The organism is Bisbaumannia pacifica (assembly GCF_007989625.1).
Classification (GTDB): domain Bacteria; phylum Pseudomonadota; class Gammaproteobacteria; order Pseudomonadales; family Halomonadaceae; genus Bisbaumannia; species Bisbaumannia pacifica.
The window spans coordinates 94596-116070 of sequence record NZ_BJUK01000003.1 but is presented as its reverse complement, the minus strand read 5'-3'; the positions used below and the strand labels follow the sequence as shown (position 1 = coordinate 116070).

The window sequence follows — 21475 nt, the reverse complement described above, 5'->3', positions numbered from 1 at the left end:
AATGCTATGACCCTCAACGTATCCCCATCGGCCGCCGACAGCGCGCTGGACGCCTTCCTGCTGCGCACCGTGATGACCGGCGCGATGGCGCTGCCGATGCTGATCTTCTACGCGATCGGAACCCTCGGGCCGTTCCTGGTAGCGGACCTGGGCGTGGCGCCTGGCTGGCTCGGCTATCTGACCATGAGCGCCTTCGGCTTCGCCGCGCTGCTGTCGCTGTGGGCCGGGCCGCTGGTCAATCGCCTGGGCTCCCGGCGTGCGCTGGCGCTACTGTTTCTGGTGGCGACCCTGGCCTACGGCCTGATCGCGGTGGCACCCACTTTCGGCGGGGTGGTGCTGGCGGTGGCTGTGTGCGGCATCGCCCAGGCGCTGTCCAACCCGGCGACCAACCTGTTGATCGCCGAACGGGTGCCGCCGCAGAAGAAGGCGGCGGTGGTGGGGGTGAAGCAAGCGGGGGTGCAGGTCGCGGCACTGTTCGCCGGGCTGGTGCTTCCTGGCATCGCCCAGCAGTTCGGCTGGCGTGCGGCTCTGTTGCTGCTGGTGCCGCTGGGTCTGCTGCTGGCCCTGGGCGCACCGCGCATCGCGCCTAAGGTAGCAGCGGGCAAGCCGGCCAGCTCCGGCCTGACCCGGCCCAGTCGGATGCTGGCGCTGCTAATGGCGATCCAGCTCTGTGCGGGCGTCGTGCTATCGGCCTACATCACCTTTCTCGGCGTGTTCGCCACCCGCCAGGGCATGTCCTCGGTGGTGGCCGGCGGCCTGGTGGCGGTGTTCGGCGTGATGGGCATCCTCGCCCGCGTGGTGCTCACCCCCATCGGCGGGCGAATGCGCGACGAATCCTGGCTGCTGCTGCTCCTCCTGGTCCTAGCCGCCTGTGCCATCGGCGTGACCGCGCAGGCGACGCCCGAGCGGCACTGGATGCTCTGGACCGGGACCATCGGCGTCGGCCTGACGGCGGTGGCCACCAATGCCATCGCCATGAGCATGCTGTTGCGCGACCGCGCCTTCGGTGCTCCGGCCACCTCGGCGGGCTTGTTGTCGGTAGGCTTCTTCGGCGGCTTCGCCTTCGGTCCGCCGAGCTTCGGTGCGCTCTCGGTCGGACCCTGGGGCTTCGCTGGCGCCTGGGCCGCGCTGATTGGTGTTTTAGCATTGGGCGTGCTACTGGCACTGTGGCTGGCGTGGGTGCGGCATTCTTTCAACAGGGGGGGTGAGGAGCCATCCCGTGCGGTGGGGGTGAAATGAACAGTGAATCACATGACTTTCCGCCTACTGACCTCAGCCAGGTGGAAGTCGCCAGCGCCATTGACGCGCTGTTGCAACGCCTCGAGATCATTGAGCGGGCCTGCGGCGACGACTTCCCTCTGTATTTACCGGGTTCGGATGAGGGTTGGGTGGTTTCGAGAGGCGGTTCTTGGTTGGGTGGCTTCTGGGCCGGACTATGGTGGCTACGGGCTCGAGTTACCGGAGTTGGCGGGGATTGTGATAAGGCGAGGCGTATCGGACGACGGCTCGATTCCAAACTGCACGTCAGGACGCTCAACCGCAGCATGGTCTTTTGGTACGGTGCTGGGCCAGGAGCACTATGGTTCGAGGATCCCGAGGCATGCCGGCGGCTCGAGCGAGCGGGTGAGGAGTTGACCCGCGCTTTCGACCCTGAGCTGGGGTTTATCCCACAGGGGAGCGATATGGGGGGCGGGCTGGAGGGTAAGGCGTGCGTCACTGTCGACCCTCTGGCTGCGACGCTGCGGTTACTGGCTCGAAATGCCCACGGGAGATTTCGTGAAGTGTCTTGGCATCATCTGCAGAGCACATTTGATGCCTGTGGTACAGAAGGGGGGGCCTGGCACGAGCGTGCCTGCTATCGTCAAGGGCTGATGGTGGGGGAGGGAGTCGCGGGAGTATGGTCGAGGGGGCAGGCTTGGGCCATGCTAGGGCTAGTACAGGCTGCCAGGCTTTATGGCGAGCCTTTCTTGAACGGCGCTCGGCGGGCCTGCGAGTACTGGTTGGAATCTCGTCCTGAGTCGTTGCCGGAGAATCGCCTGGATCATGCTGGCGCGGGCGACGACCCCTCAGCCGCGGTGATCGCGGCCCTGGCCATGCTTGGCCTCGACGATTTGCTCGGTCAGGCCGAGCCTTGGCGTAAGCATGCCAAACGACTGCTTTCGGCGGTACTGCGTAGCCAACACCTCAAGATTGGTGGCAGGACACCGGGACTCTTCGGTGGCATGCACTACCATACCCGCGAAGGGGAGGTGTTGGTTGAGTCGGCCTGCTCTAGTTTCTTTCTCTTAAGTTTGCTGCTGGTTTTCGATGAACGGATCGGCTCAATGGATTATTGAGCAAGGCTAAATGCTATGGGACTCCTGGATGCGACCTCACTGTAGGTTGTTCATCCGGAGTCTGCTTGGAGAGCTGGAGGTCTGGTCTCCCGAGAGGTCCGGATGAGCAATCATAAACATGGAAGTTTGAAGCTCCATGGTCGGGTCCTGCTGGTCCACCGAAGCCTGAACGAAGGGCTCCAGTTAGAGTAGTCCGCTCAGGCGCCAGTGTTTGCAACAGTTTACAAGTGGCTGCGGCGGTTCCGTGACGAAGAGGCTCCGGAGCCACTTATTGTCGCCTGCATCGCGAGCCTAGCAAGTGCTATGAACATAGCATCCCAGTGGCTCCTGAAACGGCTAGCCACCATGGGATTGGTTCCTAACGGGGCGAGAAGCGCCGCTGCAGGCCGGTCTCGGCGATCATCCGGGTGGAAATCTCCTCGATGGAGAAACGGGTGGTGTCGATATGCGGGATATGCATCTGCCGGTAGAGGGCCTCGGCCTGCTGGACCTCCTGGGTGCACTGGTCGATGGAGCAGTAGCGGCTATTGGGGCGGCGTTCGCTGCGGATCGCCGCCAGGCGCCGCGGGTCGATGGTCAGGCCGAACAGCTTGTGGCGATGGGGGGCCAGGCAGCGGGGCAGCTTGAGGGTGCCGTCCTCGTCCTGATCGTCCTCGGTGAGCGGATAGTTGGCGGCGCGGATGCCGAACTGCAGCGCCAGGTAGAGGGAGGTGGGCGTCTTGCCGCAGCGCGAGACCCCCACCAGGATCACGTCCGCCTTGTCGTACTGGTGGGTACGGGCGCCGTCGTCGTTGTCCAGGGCGAAGTGCACCGAATCGATGCGATTCATATAGACCCCATCGTGACCGATGGAGTGGGTGCGTCCCACCGTGTAGGTGGAGTGGGTGGCCAGTTCCTCCTCCAGGGGCGCCAGGAAGGTGGAGAAGATGTCCACCTTGAAGCCCGGGGCGGTGCTGATGATGGAGCGAATCTCGTTGTCGACGATGGTGTCGATGACGATGGGTTGTTCGCCGTCGCGGACCGCCGCCGCCTCGATCACCGCGACCAGGGAGCGTGCCTTGTCGGGGCTGTCGATATAGGGCTTGGTGACCATGCGGATCTCGACGTTCTCGAACTGGGCCAGCAGGCTGCGGCCCAGGGTTTCGGCGGTGATGCCGGTGCCGTCGGAGATAAAGAAGGCGGTACGTGGCATGCGGAGGACTCATGGCAGGGAATTTTCCCGATTGTCCCGGCTGGCGGCCCGGCCGGCAACTACAAGAATCGCCGCAAAAGGGCGATTGTTGTAAAAAATCTTCAGTGACTTCGCTGTTAGACCAATGGCGTAGGCGTCCCGCCATTGGTAGGGTGAAGCCCTCTAGTCAAGGTGCCCGCCTTTCGGGCGTCGCAAGGAATAAGGGGGTCGCGTGGAAGAGTACATTCTGTGGTTCGATCAACTCGGCATGGATGATGTCGAACGCGTCGGCGGCAAGAATGCCTCCCTGGGGGAGATGATTTCCAATCTGGCCGGGGCCGGCGTCAGCGTGCCCGGCGGCTTCGCTACCACCGCCCATGCCTACCGCGAGTTCCTCGCCCACGAGGGCCTCAACGAACGCATCAATGCGGCCCTGGCCAGCCTCGACGTGGATGACGTGGCCGAGCTGGCCCGGGTCGGCGCCGAGATTCGCCAGTGGGTGATCGATACCCCGCTGCCGCCGACCTTCGAGACGCACCTGCGCGCGGCCTACGACGCCCTGCTCGCCAAGCACCCCAACCTCAAGGTGGCGGTGCGCTCCTCGGCCACTGCCGAGGACCTGCCGGACGCCTCCTTCGCCGGCCAGCAGGAGACCTTCCTCAATATCGAGGGCTTCGACAACATCAAGCGCGCCGTCCACGAGGTATTCGCCTCGCTGTTCAATGATCGCGCCATCTCCTACCGGGTGCACCGCGGCTATGCCCACGAGAACGTGGCGCTCTCCGCCGGTATCCAGAAGATGGTGCGCTCCGAGACCGGCGCCAGTGGCGTGATGTTCACCCTGGACACCGAGTCCGGTTTCCGTGACGCCGTCTTCGTCACCGCCTCCTGGGGTCTCGGCGAGACGGTGGTGCAGGGGGCGGTCAACCCCGACGAGTTCTATGTCCACAAGCCGACGCTGGCCGCCGGTCGCCCGGCGGTGCTGCGCCGTAACCTGGGCTCCAAGCTGATCAAGATGGTCTACACCGACGATGCCAGCGCCGGCAAGTCGGTGGCCACCGTGGACGTGCCGCTGGCCGAGCGTGGCCGCTTCTGTGTCCATGACGACCAGGTGATGGACCTGGCCCGCCAGGCGGTAATCATCGAACAGCACTACCAGCGCCCCATGGATATCGAGTGGGCCCTCGACGGCGACGACGGCAAGCTCTACGTCGTCCAGGCCCGCCCGGAGACCGTGGTCTCCCAGCAGGAGGGCGGCAAGCTGGAGCGCTTCCAGCTCAAGGAGAAGGGGCGCACCCTGGTCACCGGTCGTGCCATCGGTCAGCGCATCGGCCGTGGCGCGGTGCGGGTGATCCTCTCCCCGGAGGAGATGGACAAGGTCCAGGAGGGCGATATCCTGGTCACCGACATGACCGACCCGGACTGGGAACCGATCATGAAGCGTGCCTCGGCCATCGTTACCAACCGCGGTGGGCGCACCTGCCACGCGGCGATCATCGCCCGTGAGCTGGGGATCCCGGCGGTGGTGGGCTGCGGCGATGCCACCGAGGTGCTGGCGGAGGGCCGCGAGGTCACCGTCTCCTGCGCCGAGGGCGATACCGGTCACGTCTACGAGGGCCTGCTCGACTTCGACTGCCGCACCTCCAGCGTCGATGCCATGCCGGAAATCCCCTTCAAGATCATGATGAACGTGGGCAACCCGGATCGTGCCTTCGGCTTCGCCGGCCTGCCCAATGCCGGGGTCGGCCTGGCACGCCTGGAGTTCATCATCAACCGCATGATCGGCGTGCACCCCAAAGCGCTGCTGGACTACGACACCCTGCCGCTGGAGCTGCAGCAGACCATCGATGCCCGCACCGCCGGCTACACCGACCCGGTCAGCTTCTACGTGGACAAGCTGGTGGAGGGGATCAGCACTCTGGCCGCGGCCTTCTACCCCAACCGGGTCATCGTGCGCCTGTCGGACTTTAAGTCCAACGAGTACGAGAACCTGATCGGCGGCAAGCTCTACGAGCCCGGGGAAGAGAACCCCATGCTCGGCTTCCGTGGCGCCTCCCGCTATATCTCCGACGCCTTCCGGCCCTGCTTCGAGCTGGAGTGCCAGGCGCTGAAGCGGGTCCGCGACGAGATGGGCCTGGATAACCTGGAGATCATGGTGCCCTTCGTGCGCACCCCCGACGAAGCCCGCCAGGTGGTCGAGCTGCTCGCCGACAACGGCCTCAAGCGTGGCGACAACGGCCTCAAGGTGATCATGATGTGCGAGCTGCCGGCCAATGCGCTGCTCGCCGAGGAGTTCCTGGAGCACTTCGATGGCTTCTCCATCGGCTCCAATGATCTGACCCAGCTGACCCTGGGCCTGGATCGCGACTCCGGGATCATCGCCCACCTCTTCGACGAGCGGAACCCGGCGGTGAAGAAGCTGCTGGCCATGGCCATCGCCGCCTGCAAGGCCCAGGGCAAGTACGTGGGCATCTGCGGCCAGGGGCCCTCCGATCACCCGGACCTGGCCAAGTGGCTGATGGAACAGGGCATCGACTCCGTCTCCCTCAACCCGGACGCGGTGCTCGAGACCTGGTTTATGCTGGCCGGCGAGACCCTGGAGTAACGCCTTCCGGCGGCTCCATCGGGCCCGGGCGACGCTGTCGCCCGGGCCTTTTCGTGTCGAGTGGTTCGTCTCGGCCCTTTGCGGTGAAGTCGGGCTATGCTGATACCCTGACCGAATCCCCAGACAAGGAGTGTTGTGATGGCCATGCGCTTTCCCCGCCGCCGCCTGGTCCCGGCGGCGCTGATGCTGTCCTTGAGTGTCCCCGCCGCCCAGGCCGATTTCCAGTACGATCTGCCCGCCATTGCCCCGGAAGTCGCCTCCGAGACCACCGACAAACCGGGCTGGGCGACCCAGCGCTTCGCGGTGGCCGCCGCCAACCCGCTGGCCACCGACGCCGGCTATCAGGTGTTGCGCGCCGGCGGCTCCGCCCTCGATGCCGCTATCGCCGTGCAGATGGTGCTGACCCTGGTGGAGCCCCAGTCCAGCGGTATCGGCGGCGGCGCCTTCCTGGTCCATCACGACGGCGAGGCGGTGGTGGCCTATGGGGGGCGCGAGACCGCCCCCGCCGCGGTGGACGAGACCCTCTTCCTGGATGAGCGCGGCGAGCCCTTGCCCTTTATGGACGCCGCCGCCAGTGGCCTCTCGGTGGGCGCGCCCGGGACCGTGGCGATGCTCGAGCTGGCCCATAGAGAGCAGGGCCAATTGCCCTGGGCCTCCCTCTTCGAGCCCGCCATCGCCCTGGCGGAGCAGGGGTTCCCGGTGAGCCGACGGCTGCACGACAGCCTGGCGGCGGAGCAGCCCCTGCGCGACGATCCCCTGGCCGGGCCCTTCTACTACCCCGGGGGCGAGCCCCTGGCGGTAGGCGAGACCCTGCGCAACCCGGCCCTGGCGGCCATTCTGCGGGAGATCGCCGCCCACGGCAGCGAGGCCTTGCGGCAGGGGCCCATCGCCGAGGACCTGGTGGCGCGGGTGCAGGGCCACGCCGGGCGTCCCGGCAGCCTCAGCCTGGCGGACCTGGCCGGCTACGAGGCACGCCGCCGGGAGGCGCTGTGCAGCCCCTGGCGCGCCTATCGAGTCTGCGGCTTTCCGCCACCGTCCTCCGGCCATCTGACGGTGATGCAGATCCTCGGCCTGCTCGAGCGGTTGCCGGCGGTGCCCCCCCTGGACGAGGCGGGCAGGCCCAGCGAGCCCTGGCTGCATCAGTTCCTGGAGGCCTCGCGGCTGGCCTTCGCCGACCGTAACCGTTATATCGCCGACCCGGACTTCGTAGACGCCCCCGGCGGCGACTGGTCGCTGATGCTCGATCCGGACTATCTGGCAGGGCGCGCCGCGCTGATCACTGAGGCCAGCCTGGGCAGCGGCGGCGCCGAGCCGGGGCACCCCGGGCCGCTCACCACCGCCTGGGCGAGCCAGCCGACCCAGCCGGAGTATGGCACCAGCCATATCAGCATCGTCGATGAGGCGGGCAACGCCCTGGCCATGACCACCACCATCGAGTCCGCCTTCGGTTCGCGGATCATGGCCGATGGCGGCACCGGGCTCGCCGGGGGCTACCTGCTCAATAACGAGCTCACCGACTTCTCCTTCGTCCCGTCCGATGCGGCGGGCGTGCCCATCGCCAACCGGGTGGAGCCGGGCAAGCGCCCCCGTTCCAGCATGAGCCCGACCCTGGTCTTCGATGGCGAGAGCGGCGACCTGGTGGCGAGCCTCGGGTCGCCGGGTGGCGCGGCGATTATCCACTACACCGCCAGGTCACTGGTGGCCATGCTCGACTGGGGGCTGGATGCCCAGCGGGCCCTGGACCTGCCCCATGCCATCACCCTGGGCGGGCCGGCCTACCTAGAGGAGGGGCGCTTCCCGGCAGCGACCCGGGAGGGGCTCGCCGAGCGCGGTCATGAGGTCCAGGAACGGGAGCTGGTCAGCGGCCTGCAGGCGATCCGCGCCACCGAGTCGGGGTTCTTCGGTGGCGCCGATCCTCGTCGCGAAGGCATCGTGATGGGGGAGTGATGGGGGAGGGATCGGTGGCGCGCGAACGCCAGGACCCCGGCGTCGCGAAGGCATCGTGATGGGGGAGTGATGAGGGATTAGTCCTGAACTAGCTGCGTAGCCAGTTACGCAGCTTGATCAGCAGCAGCTCGCCGTCGCTGAGGGTGTCGCGCTCGGCGAGCAGCGCCGCCAGGCGCTCGGGGCGGTCGGTGATAATGGCGTCCACCCCCAGGTCGATCAGCCGCGACATTCGCGCCGGGTCATTGACCGTCCAGGCATGAATCTCATAGCCGTGGCGCCGCGCCAGGCGTACCTCGCCGGCGGTGATGCGGTTGTGGCGCAGGCCCAGTGCATCGAAGCCGCGGCGTTCCAGGGTGCCGGGCAGGATCAGCTGGGCGAGCAGGGTGAGGCGCAGCCGCGGCTCGCGCTGGGCGATCAGTCGTTGCACCGCCGGCGACTGGGTGGCCAGCCGGGTCTCGGCGATCACGTCGGGATCACCGCAGCGTGACCACAGTGGCAGAGGCTGCGTCTCGCGACAGCGGCGGCGCTGCACGGCCTCCTGGCGCAGGGCCCGCAGCACGCCATCCAGCAGGGCCGCCTCCTGCCCCGGGTCGGGCTTGAGATCGATCATCAGCCCGGCGTGCCCGCGCACCGCGGCCAGCGCCTCCTCCAGGGTGGCGATACCGAGGCCGGCATGGGCATCGCCGAACCAACTGCCCAGGTCGACGGCCGCGAGCGCCTCGAGGCTCAGCTCGCTCAGCCGGCGCGGGTCGCCGGCCAGGCGGCGCAGGGTCGCGTCATGATAGAGCACGACCCGCTGGTCGGCGGTAAGCCGCACGTCCAGTTCCACCGCGTCGGCGCCGTCGGCGACGGCCCGCTCGATGGCTGGCAGGCTGTTCTCCGGGGCCAGCGCCGAGCTGCCCCGGTGGGCGATAATGGCCACCTCGTCGCGCAGCTCGACTCGGTTGAGCACCAGGCCCGCCTGAACGGCGAGGACGATGATCACCGCCACTTCCAGCAACCAGGCCAGGCGCTCCGGGTGAGCCCCGTGGCGAGGCAGGCGCAGGCGCGTAGGCTCCAGGCGCATCAGTAGGGCGCCGGAGAGCAGGCTATTGGCGGCCAGGCCCAGGAAGGTCAGCGCCAGGGTCAGCAGCAGGTAACCGAGCAGATAGAGCAGCATGGCCGGAACCAGCAGGGCCGCGTGCTCCGGGACCCGTGACAGCAGGGGGGTGAAGAGCCGATCGTAGCCCCAACTGCTCAAGGGCGGCAGCAGCAGGATCAGCGCCAGCAGGCTCAGCAACAGCAGGGCGATGCGCCCCAGGTGGCCGTGGGTCAGCCGCCAGCTGCGTCCGAGTGCCTGGCGTGGCGTGTCGTCCTCCAGTACCAGGGCCGGCAGGGCCAGGCTCCAGCGCAGATAGAGGCCGGCGGCCAGGATGGCCCAGCTCAGCGTCGGCAGCAGGGCGGTGGCGAGGAAGGCCCAGAGGGCCGGGGGACGGCCGTGCTGCACATAGTAGGGGTCCAGGTCACCGAGGAAGTGCGCGTAGAGCAGCGCCACCACCAGGGCGAAGGGGGCGAGCAGTAGCAGGTGAGCGCCGACCTGGAGGCTCGCCAGGCCGGCCAGCCGCGGCAGCCGCCAGAAAACCCGCCCCAGGGCCTCGAAGGCGCGCCGATAGCGGTTGCCCTGAGGGCTGACCGCCACCAACAGGAAGCCGGCCTGCTGCAGGTAGAGCATCACGAAGGTCAGGGCCAGGGTGGCCAGCAGCCAGAGGCCCCCGGGGGCGCTAGTCAGGGCGCCGAGCAGGTCACTGGTGGCGATCACCGGCCGCCCCAGCTGCCTCAGCAGGGTGGCCAGGCTCCAGGCGATGGCCGGCAGCAGCACCAGGGAGGCGAGCAGGGTAAAGGCGAGGTGATAGGCGAGCAGGGGACGCCGGTGATCGACCAGCGCACGCAGCACATCCTTGGCGAGGGTGGAAATCCGCATAGGGCCTCGTGGTTACCACAATGCCTCGAGCCTGCCACCGAGCGGTCGTCCTTGGCAACGAGGCCGCCGCGACCGCCAGGGTTGGCAAGGCTCCTGTGCCGTAAAGCTTAGGAGTCGCCTGGGGGCCTGCCAGCGCTGAGGCGTGCTGACCATCCTTGGCTATTCCCGCCATGAGATCCCTGGTCGAGAAAATAAAGGTAGTGATCATTCGCTATAAAACGGGTGATAAATTCTGTTTTTTTATTTGTTGGTAGTCGTTATACCATGCGCGCTTCGTTTTTCTAGACAATCAGAATGGGCAGTACCTATGACGAAGCGCATGTTAAGCAGTATCGGCGTGCAGGTGGTGATCGCCATGCTGGTGGGGGCCCTGGTGGGGGGCCTGATGGGCGAGGCCGCGGCGGTTTTTGCGCCACTGGGGCGTCTCTTCATTCATCTGATCATGATGCTGGTGGTGCCGCTGATCGTGGTGGCCATCGTCTCCGGGGCCGCCGGCCTCGGCGCCAGCCCGGCGGCGGGACGCATCGGCCTGGCCACCTTCGCCTTCTTTATGCTCACCTCGGCGGTGGCCGTGGCCCTGGCGCTCGCCATGGGGGCCCTCTTTCAGCCCGGTAGCGGCCTGGCGCTGGGCGCCGTGGAAGCGATGTTCTCCGCCGAGTATGCCGATCGCGGCGAGGTGCCCGGGGTCTTCGCCACCCTGCTGGGGATGATTCCCACCAATGTTTTCGCCGCCCTCGGCGACGGCAATATCCTGCAGATCCTGGTGTTCTGCCTGTTCCTGGGTCTGGCCCTGTCGCGGCTCGATAGCGAGCGCACCGCACCGCTGATGGCCGGCATGTCGACCCTGATCGACGCCCTGGTGTGGATGCTCAACGTCGTGATGCGCTTCGCCCCCGTGGGCGTCTTCGGGCTGATGGCGGATGCGGTGGGCACCTTCGGCTTCGATGTGCTGATGCTGGTGTCGAAGCTGTTCGGCGTCTATGTGCTGGCCATTGCCCTCTACGGCTTCGTCTTCTACCCCCTGGTGGTCAAGGGCGCCACCGGCATGCCGGTACGCCACTTCCTGGGCCGCATGAAGAAGCCCCAGGTGGTGGCGCTCTCCACCGCTTCTTCCATGGCCACCCTGCCGGTGACCCTGGAGGTGGCGACCCGTGAACTGGGGGTGTCGCGTGCCACTTCCGCCTTCGTGCTGCCCCTGGGGGCGACCATCAATATGAGCGGCAACGCCATCTACTATGGCCTGGTGGCGATGTTCTTTGCCCAGTTGTTCGGCGTGGAGCTGGGCCTGGGCGCCTACCTGGCGATCATCTTCACCGCGACCCTGGGGGCCATCGGCCAGGCCGGGGTACCGGGTCCCTCCTTCCTGGTGGTGGCGGTGCTGCTCGCCGCGGGCATTCCGGTGGAGGGGCTGCCGCTGCTGTTCGCCCTGGATCGGATCTTCGACATGATCCGCACCGCCCTGAATATCACCGGCGATGCCGCCTGCGCCACGGTGGTGGATCGTCTGGTACCGGAAGCCAGCGAGGTCGAAGCCGAGGCGCATCCGGTGTCGTCCCAGGCCACTTGAGTTGCCCCCGTATCGGGCATAAAAAAGCCGCCGCGGCTCTGCCGCGGCGGCTTTCTGTGCGTCATGCCCGAGGCTCAGGCTTGTAGGGGAAGCTCGGCCTCGGCCACCAGGATGCCGTTGTTGTCGGCATAGAGCCACTGCCCGGGAGCCAGGGTCACGCCAGCGAAGGTGACCGGGATATCGCGGCTACCTTCGCCGCGCTTCTCGCTCTTGCGCGGATGGGCACCGAGGGCCTGGATACCCAGCTCGGTCTCCGCCAGCACGTCCACGTCGCGCACGCAGCCGTACATCACCACGCCGGCCCAGCCGTTGTCGGCGGCCTGTTCGGCGAGCATATCGCCGAGCATGGCGCAGCGGCTGGAGCCGCCGGCATCCACCACCAGCACCGCGCCCTCGCCGGGCTCGGCCACCGCCTGCTTGACCAGGGAGTTGTCCTCGAAGCACTTGACGGTGCGGATGGGGCCATGGAAGGCCTCCCGGCCCCCGAAGTTAACGAACAGCGGGTCCAGGACCCGAACCTCGGGGTGAGCGTCGCAGATATCCGGGGTAACGATCTGGGGCATGGGGCGTCTCCTTGCGATGGAAGTCGAAATGGCATGATGGCAAAGAAAAACGCCCCGCACGAGGCGGGGCGTTTCGGTCATCGGCTCTGCCCTTGGGCATGCGATATGGCGAGCATCGGAGTCGATGAGGCGCCGGCGAGGGGAGGGCCTCGGTCCTCCCACCCACCGGCCTCGGTGTCCCGGGCGGCGCTTAGGCCTCCTGGGTTACCGGAATCACGTTCGAGGCGGCCTTCTGGTACTCCTCGATCTCGTGGAAGTTCATGTAGCGATAGATCTCGCCGGAGAGGGCATCGAACTCGCTCATGTACCCCTGGTACTCCTCGACGCTGGGCAGGCGGCCCACTACGGCGGCCACGGCGGCCAGCTCCGCGGAGGCCAGGAAGACGTCGGCGCCGTCGCCCAGGCGGTTGGGGAAGTTACGGGTCGAGGTGGAGACCACGGTGGACTTCGGCGCCACCCGCGCCTGGTTACCCATGCACAGCGAGCAGCCCGGCATCTCCATGCGAGCCCCGGCGCGACCATAGATGCCGTAGTAGCCCTCTTCGGTGAGCTGATGCTGGTCCATCTTGGTGGGCGGCGCCAGCCACAGGCGGGTCTTCAGGCTGCCCGCGGGCTGCTTTTCGAGCAGCTTGCCGGCGGCACGGAAGTGGCCGATGTTGGTCATGCAGGAGCCGATGAACACCTCATCGATCTGCTGGCCGGCCACATCAGACAGCAGGCGAGCGTCGTCCGGGTCGTTGGGGGCGCAGAGGATCGGCTCCCGGATCTCGTCCAGGTCGATCTCGATCACCTCGGCGTACTCGGCGTCCTTGTCGGCGCGCATCAGGCTCGGGTTGGCCAGCCACTCTTCCATGGCCTGGATGCGACGCTCGATGGTGCGCACGTCGCCATAACCGTTGCTGATCATCCACTTGAGCAGGGTGATATTGGACTTCAGGTACTCGGCGACGCTCTCTTCGCTCAGGGTGATGGTGCAGCCCGCGGCGCTGCGCTCGGCGGAGGCGTCGGAGAGCTCGAAGGCCTGCTCCACGGTGAGGTCCTCGAGGCCCTCGATCTCCAGCACGCGGCCTGAGAAGGCGTTCTTCTTGCCGGACTTCTCGACGGTCAGCAGGCCCTGCTGGATGCCGTAGTAAGGGATGGCGTGGACCAGGTCACGCAGGGTGACGCCGGGCTGACGCTGGCCCTTGAAGCGCACCAGCACCGATTCCGGCATATCCAGCGGCATCACCCCGGTGGCGGCGGCGAAGGCCACCAGGCCGGAGCCCGCCGGGAAGGAGATGCCCATCGGGAAGCGGGTGTGGGAGTCGCCACCGGTGCCCACGGTGTCGGGCAGCAGCATGCGGTTCAGCCAGGAGTGGATGATGCCGTCACCGGGGCGCAGCGAGACGCCGCCGCGGTTCATAATGAAGTCGGGCAGGGTGTGGTGAGTCTCCACGTCCACCGGCTTCGGGTAGGCGCTGGTGTGGCAGAAGGACTGCATCACCAGGTCGGCCTGGAAGCCCAGGCAGGCCAGGTCCTTGAGCTCGTCACGGGTCATCGGACCGGTGGTGTCCTGGGAACCCACGGTGGTCATCTTCGGCTCGCAGTACATGCCCGGACGCACGCCGTCCAGGCCGCAGGCCTTGCCGACCATCTTCTGGGCCAGGGTGAAGCCGCGGCCGGTGTCGGCGGGCTGCTCGGGCAGGCGGAAGACCTCGGACTGGGGCAGGCCGAGTGACTCGCGGGCCTTGCCGGTCAGGCCGCGACCGATGATCAGCGGGATGCGGCCGCCGGCACGCACCTCGTCGAGGATCAGCTGGGTCTTGAGCTCGAAGGTGGTCAGCACCTCGTCGGTGCCGTGCTTGCAGACCTTGCCTTCGTAAGGATAGACGTCGATGACATCGCCCATCTCGAGCTTGGAGACGTCCATCTCCACCGGCAGGGCGCCGGAGTCTTCCATGGTGTTGAAGAAGATCGGGGCGATCTTGCCGCCGAAGCAGAAGCCGCCGGCGCGCTTGTTGGGCACGTTGGGGATGTCATCGCCGAAGAACCACAGCACCGAGTTGGTGGCGGACTTGCGCGAGGAGCCGGTGCCCACCACGTCGCCGACGTAGGCGACCGGGAAGCCCTTGGCCTTGACCGCTTCGATCTGCTGGAGCGGGCCGGTGGTGCCGGGCACTTCCGGGGCGATGCCGTCGCGCTCGTTCTTGAGCATGGCGCGGGCATGCAGCGGAATATCGGGGCGCGACCAGGCGTCCGGGGCGGGGGAGAGGTCGTCGGTGTTGGTCTCGCCGGGAACCTTGAAGACGGTGAGGGTGATCTTCTCCTCCAGGGCCGGCTTGGAGAGGAACCACTCGGCGTCGGCCCAGGACTGCAGCACTTCCTTGGCCACGGTATTGCCGGCCTTGGCGCGCTCTTCCACGTCATGGAAGGCGTCGAACATCAGCAGGGTATGCTTGAGCTGTTCGCCGACTTCCTTGGCCAGGTCGGCGTCGTCGAGCAGTTCGACCAGGGAGGCGATGTTGTAGCCACCCTGCATGGTGCCCAGCAGCTTGACCGCGTGGATCCGGTCGATCAGCGGGGACTCGGCCTCGCCCTTGGCGATGGCGGTCAGGAACCCGGCCTTGACGTAGGCGGCCTCATCGACGCCCGGGGGCACGCGATCGGTGATCAGCTCGAGGATGAACTCTTCTTCGCCGGCGGGCGGTGCCTTGAGCAGCTCCACCAGGGCGGCGACCTGCTCGGCGTTCAGCGGTTTCGGCGGGACGCCTTCCTGGGCGCGTTCCTCGACATGTTGGCGATATGCTTCAAGCACGATTGGGCCCTCATCAAGTTGCTTTGCCAGGGCGTTGAGCCGGCCGGACCGGGCCTTGACGGCCTCTGCGGGGTCGGCGACGGGTCAGGATGGGTCGCCCTGGAGCCTGTGGTAACCGTGGTTCAGGTGAAGCGGATTCTACGGGAAACTGTCGACAATGTTAAGCGAGCCCCCCAGCCGCGGGCCTCGTACTTTGGTCGGCGGCTGCCCTCGGCGTCGCCGGGGGAGTGTCCCGCGGGGCCAGTGACGGGTAAGATGCCCGAGCTTGGATCGACCCAGAGAGGAAGCCCATGTCTCAGCGAATCGGCACCCCCTGCGTGGGGGTCTGCTCCACCACCGTCGGCGATACTGTGTGCCGGGGCTGCCAGCGCCATCTGGACGAGATCCGCGACTGGCTCGGTTACGACGAGGCCGAGCGCCGCCGGCGCATCGACGAGCTCGACGCCCTCAGGGTCGCGGTCGCCGCCCGCTTCCTGGCGGTGAGCGACGAGGTCCTGCTGGAAACCCAGCTGGTGCGGCACCGCATCCGGGTGCGCCCGGAGCAACCACCGCTGTCCCGCGCCGTGGAACTGCTGCGAGTGGGCCGCGAGCGTATCCAGGAGCTCTCCCGCTATGGCCTGGTGCGCCAGGGCGATGGCCTGGACCTGACGCCGGCGCGGCTCTTCGCTTGCCTCAACGAGGCCCTCGGCCAGGCGGCCCGGGCGCGGGTCGATCACTCCCTTACCGATAGCCAGTATTCAGGATGACCATGCAAGACAGCCCTACGGCCCTGTTGCCCCCGGACCTGCTCTCCTTCCTGCGCTGCCCCACGCCCCAGGCCTGGGTCGAGGCGGCGTTAGTCAATCAGGAGGTGCTGTTGATCGATCATGCCCAGTGCGAGAAGAAGGCGGCCTCCACCGCCATGAGCCTGATGTACCGCTACGTGGATCGTCCCCTGCTGCTGACCAAGATGTCGCAGCTGGCCCGGGAGGAGCTGCTGCACTTCGAGCAGGTGGTCAAGCTGATGGAGTCCCGGGGCATCGTCTATCGTCACCTTAGCGCCTCCCGCTATGCCGAGGGGCTGCGCCGCCACTTGCGCGGCGAGGACCCGCTGCGCCTGGTGGACCTGCTGATCGTGGGCGCCCTGATCGAGGCGCGTAGCTGCGAGCGCTTCGCCTGCCTGATCCCGCGGCTGGACACCGAGCTTGCCAAGTTCTACCGCAGTCTGGTTAAGTCGGAAGGGCGTCACTATGAGGATTACTTGATGCTGGCGCGGCTCGTCGCCGAAGAGGCGGGGGACGAGGCGGTGGAAGCACGGATTGCCTTCCTCGCCGACTGCGAGGCGCGCCTGATCGAGGCCCCGGACGGTGACTTCCGCTTTCATAGCGGTGTCCCCGAGGCGGCCTGAGATCCAGGGAACCGACGGCAAGGCGCTTGCCGATGACACAATAAACGCGGGAACGAAGACGATGCGGGATCCATCCGTCGATGAGCGACTGACACTGCTCGGCCATTTCTCACTGAGCCTGGGCGAGGACACCCTGACCCAGTTCAGCTACGACAAGGTCAAGGGGTTGATGGTCTACCTGCTGCTCCACGAACAGCCGGTCAACCGCTCCACCCTGGCCGAACTGCTGTGGCCCGACCAGGGGCTCTCCTCCGGGCGCACCAACCTGCGCCATGCCCTGCACTGCCTGCGCCAGTCGCTGGGCGAGCAGGCCGAGCGAGTGCTGGTGGTGTCACGCCAGACCATCGCCTTCCAGCTTCCCGAGGATTGGCGTTTCGACCTCCACGAGCTCCAGGCGCTGCTGCGCGAGCCGCCGGATATCGACACCCTGGAGGCGCTCCTGGCGCTCTATCAGGGCGACCTGGTGGAGGAGTTGCAGCTCTCCGCCTGCGCCGAGTTCCAGCGCTGGCTGCTGCGCGTGCGCAACGAGTGGCGCCAGCGGGTGATCGCCTTCGCCGAGGCGGTGCTGGAGGCCCATGGCGAGCTGCCCGAGTCGCTGCTGCGCGACCTGGTGAGCCGCTTCTCCGGCTATGGTCCCTTCCATGAGCGGTTGGTGCGCCAGCTGGCGGAGCAGGGCCAGGCGGCGGCGGCCCACGAGCAATACAATGCCTACCTGCAGTTGCTGGCGCTCTCCGGCCAACAGCCGGAGCCCACCTTCCTGCAATTGGCCCGCTACTGGTCCGACGGCCAGACCGAGATCCAGCGCCTCTCGCCCCAGGGCGCCTTCTCCCGGGCCCTGGCCCTGGACAGCGCGCCGCTGCGTGACGACGAGATCGAGCAGCGTCAGCTGTCGGTGATGGCCATTCGCCTGAGCCTGGAGGAGGACCTCTCCGCCCGGGACGCCACCCACGCCAGCCTGGCGCTGCAGATCGAGCTGATGCGCTGGCTGGAGCAGCAGTGTCACCACCTGGGCGGGTTCTGGTTGCCCGGCGCCACCGGTGGCCTGGGCCTGGCCTGCTTCGGCACCCATGGGCCGGCGCACCAGCTGGCCGAGCTGGTGGCCCTCTACGAGCATTGCCGCAAGGCGCTGCCCGAGGAGAGCGCGCGCCACTGGGGCGGGGAGGGCGGCGTGCCGCGCTTCACCCTGGCGGCGGGCCTCAACAGCGGCCGGGTGGTCTATCTGCCGGAGCGTCAGCTGGCCGACCCCCTGGGGCAGGTTACCCAGAAGGCCCTGGCGTTAATGAGCGCCGCCGAGGGCGGCGAGCTGGTGATCTCCCAGGAGGCCAGCCAGCATATGCCGCCGGCCCTGGACCTGCAGCCGCGCCTCTCCTCGCGGCTGGTGGCCTGTGATGGCAAGGTGCGCCTGCGAGCCCTGGTGCTGGGCACCAACGAGGGCGGCCGCGAGGCGCTGCCGCCCAGCCTGGTGGGGCGCGAGGCGGCGCTGCGCAAGCTGCGCGATGCCCTGGCCCGGGCCGGGATCGGCCTGCGCCAGAGCGTGCTGGTGCGCGGCGCCTCGGGCATGGGCAAGTCGGCGCTGCTGGTGGGCTTCCGCCAACTCGAGCAGAGCCGCGACACCGCCATCTGCTGGCAACCCACCACCCGCCTCTCGGTGCACTCCCCCTACGGGGTGGCCCGCCAGCTACTGCGCTGGCACCTGGGCGGCGAAGTGGACGAGGCACGCCTGGGGCGCCTGCTGGAGGACTACCCGGGGCTGGCGGACTCCCCGGAGCGGCGTCAATTGCTGGAGGAGGCGCTGGGCATTCGCGAGCCCGCCGAGGTGGCGGTGCTGGCCCAGAGCGGCGAGGCCCTGGAGCTGGTCGTGCAGTTGCTCCAGGCGCTGGTGGAGACCCTCACCGCCCGACGCACCTTGGTATTGATGATCGACGATATTCAATGGCTGGACGAGCCCTCCTTCAAGGTGCTCTCCAGCCTGCAGGCGCGGTTGCCGATCAACTGTCCGCTGCTGCTGGTGGCCAGCCACCATGGCCGCGAGTCGCTGCCGGCGCGGCTGCACTGGGATCAGCAACTGAGCCTGGGGCGCCTGGACGCCCTGCAGTCGTCGCGGCTGCTGTCGCAGCTGGCGCGGCGCTACCGGCTGCATCTGAGCCCGCGGCTGCGCAGCCAGCTGATCGAGCGCTGCGACGGCGTGCCCCTCTATCTCCAGGAGATCTGCCGGCGGCTGGACATGGACCGCCGCGAGGGGCGCAGCGTCCAGCTCGATGACCTGCCCCAGGGCCTGCTGGGCCTGCTGGCCGGCCGTATCGATCAGCTCGATGCCGAGCGCGAGGTGGCCCATGTGGCGGCGGTGCTGGGGCGCCAGTTCCGCGTCGACCTGCTCGCCGAATGCAGCGGCTGGTCCGGCGAGCGCCTCAAGCGGGCCATCGAGCAGATGATTCGCCTGGAGATCATCGAGGCCTGCCCGACGGGGGGCGAGTACGAATACCAGTTCAGCCATCAACTGCTCCAGGAGGCCGCCTACCTCTCCTGTCCGCGGGACGTGCGGGTAGCGATCCATGGCCAGGTGGTGACCCTGATCGAGGAGCGTTTCCCGATGTGGATCAGTCGCCATCCCGGCGACTTCGCCACCCATCTGCGGCGCAGCGGCCATTATGCCCGGGGCGCCCGCTACTTCGAGCTGGCCGCTCGGGAGGCCCTCAAGGTGAGTGCCAACCGCACCGCCCTGCGCATGGCCGACGCCGGCCTGGCCAGCCTGCGCCATGTGGAGGGGCAGCAGGAGCGGGAGGTGAGCCTGCTGACGGTGCGCGGCCAGGCGGCCTTCGCCCTGGAAGGACACGGCTCGCCCACCGCCCACGACAGCTTCGTGCGCGCCCAGGAGCTGCTGCCGCCGCGCGGCGACGAGGAGGAGTCCGACGACCTGGAGCAGCGCTTCCTGGTCAAGTGGGGCCTCTGGGTCGGCTGCAGCCAGCGCCATGCCCATGCCGATGCCTTCTCCCTGGCCGCCAAGCTGGCCACCCTGGCGGACGAGCTGGAGGATCCCCGCTACCGGCGCCTGGCCGACTACGCCCGGGCCCATTGCGAGTACTGGGCGGGGCGTATCCGTCAGGCCTATGACCACCTGGAGGAGATCGACCCCCTCAATGCGCCGATGCTCATCGAGTGGCTGCCGTTCTCCGACCATCCCCAGGTGGCGGCGGCCTGCTTCCAGGGCTGGGCGCTCTGCCTGCGCGGCGACTATCAGCGCGCCGAGCAACAAGCGGAGGCGGCGATCCGCCTCGCCGAGGGCTTCAACCATCCGGGGTCCCTGGCCATGGCGCTGCTCTTCTCGGCGGCCATGTACCGCCAGTTGGGCCATGTGCACCTGGCCGGGATGCGCGCCCAGCGCGCCTTCGACCTGACCGGCACCCCGGACCTGCACCTGTGGCAGATGTCGGCCCAGGGCATGCTTGGCTGGCAGCGGGCCCTGGCCGGCGACCGGGAGGGGCTGGCCCTGCTCGAGGCGGGCATGGAGGAGTTCGATGAGGTCACCGGCCGCGATCGCTACCAGCGTCCGGTGCTGTGGTTCGTCGATGCCTGCGTGGCCCTGGGAGAGTTGACCCGCGCCGAGGATTACCTGGATCAGTGCCTGCTGATCGCCCAGGAGCGGACCTCGCTCTATGTGCCGGAGCTGGCCATCCAGCTGGCGCGGGTGCGCCACCAATTGGGGCGCCCGGGCCAGGAAGTGCGTCTGCTGGTGGAGCAGGCGCTGCGCCAGGCCGCCCTGCACGAGAACCTGCATCAGCAGCTCAATGCCCTGGAGCTGTGGCTGACCCTGGTGGACCCCCAGGATGGCCAGGCCCGCGAGCGGTTCCGGCGCCTGCTCGGCGAGGTCTCGCCCAGCGATGCCCCGGTGCTGGTGCGCTGGCGAATGCTGCTCGATCAGCGCCAGGAGCAGACCGCGCGACTGGAGTCCTGACTCCCTCCGCGGCAACGACTCGGGCCCCGGCAATGCCGGGGCCCGAATCGTTTCCAGGGGGCGTCAGGTCATCGCCTCCAGCTCGCGGATCCGTATCAGGGCCTGGTCGCGATGCTCGCCGCACAGCGCGGCGTCGAAGGCGAAGCGCTCGCACACCGCCGGGCGTCGCGGGTCGCCGAATAGCCGACACAGGTTGGCCTCGTCGAGCTGCACGCAGCGCACCCCGGCGGGTTTGCCCTGGGGCATGCCGGGAATCGGCGAGCTGATGGAGGGCGCGATGCAGCAGGCGCCACAGCCGGGGCGGCAGCCCGCCTCGTCCTGGCGTTCGGTCATGGGGTGCCGGCCTCGGCGAAGGCACCCTTGCCGATGCCCTCGAAGGCCTGGACCCGAATGCGCCCGCCCTCGGCGGCGGCGATCGTCTCGGCGAGCCACAGGGCGATGCGCTCCACCGTGGTCTGGCTGGGCAGCACCCGGCAGCGCTCGGCGGGCAGGCGCAGGCGAAACTCCCCCTGGGGGGCCCGGTAAGCGCAGCTCAGCTGCCGCGGGTCGTCGTCGGGATCGCTCACCAGGTCGTCGCCGTCGACCAGGTAGCTGTCCGCCAGATGCGCGGCCCAGCGGGCCTCGAGGTCCGGGGCGCGGTGGCCGTTGCGCCAGATATGCAGCCGTGAGCGGTGCCCGTGGGCGATGCGCTGGCAGTTGCCGGCATGCTGGCGCAGGCCATGGCTGTAGGTGTAGGCGGCGCCGTCGATGGCCTCGTCGCGCAGGGTCAGGCGGATGGCCGAGACCCGTGGCGGCGGGCGACGCATCAGCTCGCCGGCCAGGTGCTCGGCCAGGGCCTCGCGGCGCACCTCGGCCCAGGGCAGCAGGGTGAAGGCCTGGCGCGGGGCGCGCAGCTCCAGGGGGTAGGGGGCGCGGGTGGTCAGGCGCAGCCCCTCGCGACATTCCTGGATCGTCACTCCCGGGGCCCGGGTCGGCACCAGCAGGGTGTGGTCGGCGCCGTCATCCAGGCGCGACTTGATCCACGGCTTGACCTCGCCGAAGTCGAACAGCATGCCGTCCTCGCCCAGCTCGCCGTCCAGCTCCGCGTCCACCGCCCAACTGATGCCGATCAGGCCGCGGCGAGGGCACCAGAGGGAGGCGTCCAGGTGGGTCAGGTTATCGACGAACAGGCTCATCGGTCGATCCCCGCGATC

14 protein-coding genes are annotated in these 21475 nt (G+C 68.0%); 8 read left to right on the top strand and 6 right to left on the bottom strand.

All coding sequences use genetic code 11. The annotated features are described in order from the left end of the window. Positions 1-6: 6 nt before the first annotated feature. Together HPA02_RS01975 and HPA02_RS01970 are read left to right on the top strand one after the other, a co-directional pair. Positions 7-1239, top strand: a complete 1233-nt coding sequence (locus HPA02_RS01975; protein ID WP_146801371.1) for an MFS transporter — start codon at positions 7-9, stop codon at positions 1237-1239. Between the two features lie 761 nt (positions 1240-2000). Then, positions 2001-2336 (top strand): hypothetical protein, encoded by a 336-nt coding sequence (locus tag HPA02_RS01970; protein WP_146801369.1) that lies wholly within the window; start codon positions 2001-2003, stop codon positions 2334-2336. Between the two features lie 358 nt (positions 2337-2694). Here the strand turns inward: HPA02_RS01970 and ppsR are convergent, their stop codons facing one another. Beyond that, positions 2695-3528 carry a posphoenolpyruvate synthetase regulatory kinase/phosphorylase PpsR gene (gene ppsR / locus HPA02_RS01965; RefSeq protein ID WP_146801367.1) on the bottom strand — a complete coding sequence of 278 codons (834 nt, stop codon included), beginning with the start codon at positions 3526-3528 and terminating at the stop codon, positions 2695-2697. A gap of 211 nt (positions 3529-3739) precedes the next feature. Between ppsR and ppsA the strand changes: the two genes are divergently transcribed. Both ppsA and HPA02_RS01955 read left to right on the top strand, forming a co-directional pair. Beyond that, positions 3740-6112 (top strand): phosphoenolpyruvate synthase, encoded by a 2373-nt coding sequence (ppsA, locus tag HPA02_RS01960; protein WP_146801365.1) that lies wholly within the window; start codon positions 3740-3742, stop codon positions 6110-6112. Between the two features lie 138 nt (positions 6113-6250). Next, on the top strand, positions 6251-8059 hold the full coding sequence (locus HPA02_RS01955) for a gamma-glutamyltransferase family protein (RefSeq protein WP_146801363.1): 1809 nt from the start codon (positions 6251-6253) through the stop codon (positions 8057-8059). Positions 8060-8147: 88 nt separating this feature from the next. Here the strand turns inward: HPA02_RS01955 and HPA02_RS01950 are convergent, their stop codons facing one another. Continuing rightward, entirely contained in the window at positions 8148-10019 is a 1872-nt protein-coding gene (locus tag HPA02_RS01950; RefSeq protein ID WP_146801362.1) for a glycerophosphodiester phosphodiesterase family protein, read from the bottom strand. Positions 10020-10338: 319 nt separating this feature from the next. Between HPA02_RS01950 and HPA02_RS01945 the strand changes: the two genes are divergently transcribed. After that, positions 10339-11586, top strand: a complete 1248-nt coding sequence (locus HPA02_RS01945; protein ID WP_222593968.1) for a dicarboxylate/amino acid:cation symporter — start codon at positions 10339-10341, stop codon at positions 11584-11586. Between the two features lie 74 nt (positions 11587-11660). On the opposite strand, the gene rraA is transcribed toward HPA02_RS01945, so the two are convergent. Further along, on the bottom strand, positions 11661-12149 hold the full coding sequence (gene rraA, locus HPA02_RS01940) for a ribonuclease E activity regulator RraA (protein ID WP_146801357.1): 489 nt from the start codon (positions 12147-12149) through the stop codon (positions 11661-11663). Positions 12150-12339: 190 nt separating this feature from the next. Continuing rightward, complete coding sequence (gene acnB, locus HPA02_RS01935; protein WP_146801355.1) at positions 12340-14943, bottom strand: bifunctional aconitate hydratase 2/2-methylisocitrate dehydratase; 2604 nt, start codon at positions 14941-14943, stop codon at positions 12340-12342. 290 nt (positions 14944-15233) lie between these two features. Here acnB and HPA02_RS01930 point away from each other — a divergent pair, with 290 nt between their 5' ends. From HPA02_RS01930 to HPA02_RS01920, 3 genes are all read left to right on the top strand, one after another. Beyond that, on the top strand, positions 15234-15689 hold the full coding sequence (locus HPA02_RS01930; protein ID WP_146801353.1) for a DUF1289 domain-containing protein: 456 nt from the start codon (positions 15234-15236) through the stop codon (positions 15687-15689). 2 nt (positions 15690-15691) lie between these two features. After that, the gene (locus HPA02_RS01925; protein WP_244945838.1) at positions 15692-16330 is read left to right on the top strand and encodes a MiaE family protein; all 639 of its coding nucleotides are present in this window, start codon (positions 15692-15694) and stop codon (positions 16328-16330) included. A gap of 61 nt (positions 16331-16391) precedes the next feature. Then, complete coding sequence (locus HPA02_RS01920; RefSeq protein WP_146801348.1) at positions 16392-20282, top strand: ATP-binding protein; 3891 nt, start codon at positions 16392-16394, stop codon at positions 20280-20282. A gap of 63 nt (positions 20283-20345) precedes the next feature. On the opposite strand, the gene HPA02_RS01915 is transcribed toward HPA02_RS01920, so the two are convergent. Both HPA02_RS01915 and HPA02_RS01910 read right to left on the bottom strand, forming a co-directional pair. Next, positions 20346-20615, bottom strand: coding sequence for a YkgJ family cysteine cluster protein (locus HPA02_RS01915; RefSeq protein WP_146801346.1), 270 nt, complete (start codon positions 20613-20615; stop codon positions 20346-20348). Then, complete coding sequence (locus HPA02_RS01910; RefSeq protein WP_146801344.1) at positions 20612-21457, bottom strand: 6-carboxytetrahydropterin synthase; 846 nt, start codon at positions 21455-21457, stop codon at positions 20612-20614. The genes HPA02_RS01915 and HPA02_RS01910 overlap by 4 nt, the downstream gene beginning before the upstream one ends. Positions 21458-21475: the final 18 nt, after the last annotated feature.

What these genes read in the sequence shown, in the direction of transcription:
- HPA02_RS01910 (WP_146801344.1), bottom strand. Translation starts at nt 21,457, where the DNA reads ATGAGCCTGTTCGTCGATAACCTGACCCACCTGGACGCCTCCCTCTGG.
- HPA02_RS01930 (WP_146801353.1), top strand. Translation starts at nt 15,234, where the DNA reads ATGTCTCAGCGAATCGGCACCCCCTGCGTGGGGGTCTGCTCCACCACC.
- HPA02_RS01920 (WP_146801348.1), top strand. Translation starts at nt 16,392, where the DNA reads ATGCGGGATCCATCCGTCGATGAGCGACTGACACTGCTCGGCCATTTC.
- rraA (WP_146801357.1), bottom strand. Translation starts at nt 12,149, where the DNA reads ATGCCCCAGATCGTTACCCCGGATATCTGCGACGCTCACCCCGAGGTT.
- ppsR (WP_146801367.1), bottom strand. Translation starts at nt 3,528, where the DNA reads ATGCCACGTACCGCCTTCTTTATCTCCGACGGCACCGGCATCACCGCC.
- HPA02_RS01915 (WP_146801346.1), bottom strand. Translation starts at nt 20,615, where the DNA reads ATGACCGAACGCCAGGACGAGGCGGGCTGCCGCCCCGGCTGTGGCGCC.
- HPA02_RS01925 (WP_244945838.1), top strand. Translation starts at nt 15,692, where the DNA reads ATGCAAGACAGCCCTACGGCCCTGTTGCCCCCGGACCTGCTCTCCTTC.
- HPA02_RS01950 (WP_146801362.1), bottom strand. Translation starts at nt 10,019, where the DNA reads ATGCGGATTTCCACCCTCGCCAAGGATGTGCTGCGTGCGCTGGTCGAT.
- HPA02_RS01975 (WP_146801371.1), top strand. Translation starts at nt 7, where the DNA reads ATGACCCTCAACGTATCCCCATCGGCCGCCGACAGCGCGCTGGACGCC.
- HPA02_RS01945 (WP_222593968.1), top strand. Translation starts at nt 10,339, where the DNA reads ATGTTAAGCAGTATCGGCGTGCAGGTGGTGATCGCCATGCTGGTGGGG.
- HPA02_RS01955 (WP_146801363.1), top strand. Translation starts at nt 6,251, where the DNA reads ATGGCCATGCGCTTTCCCCGCCGCCGCCTGGTCCCGGCGGCGCTGATG.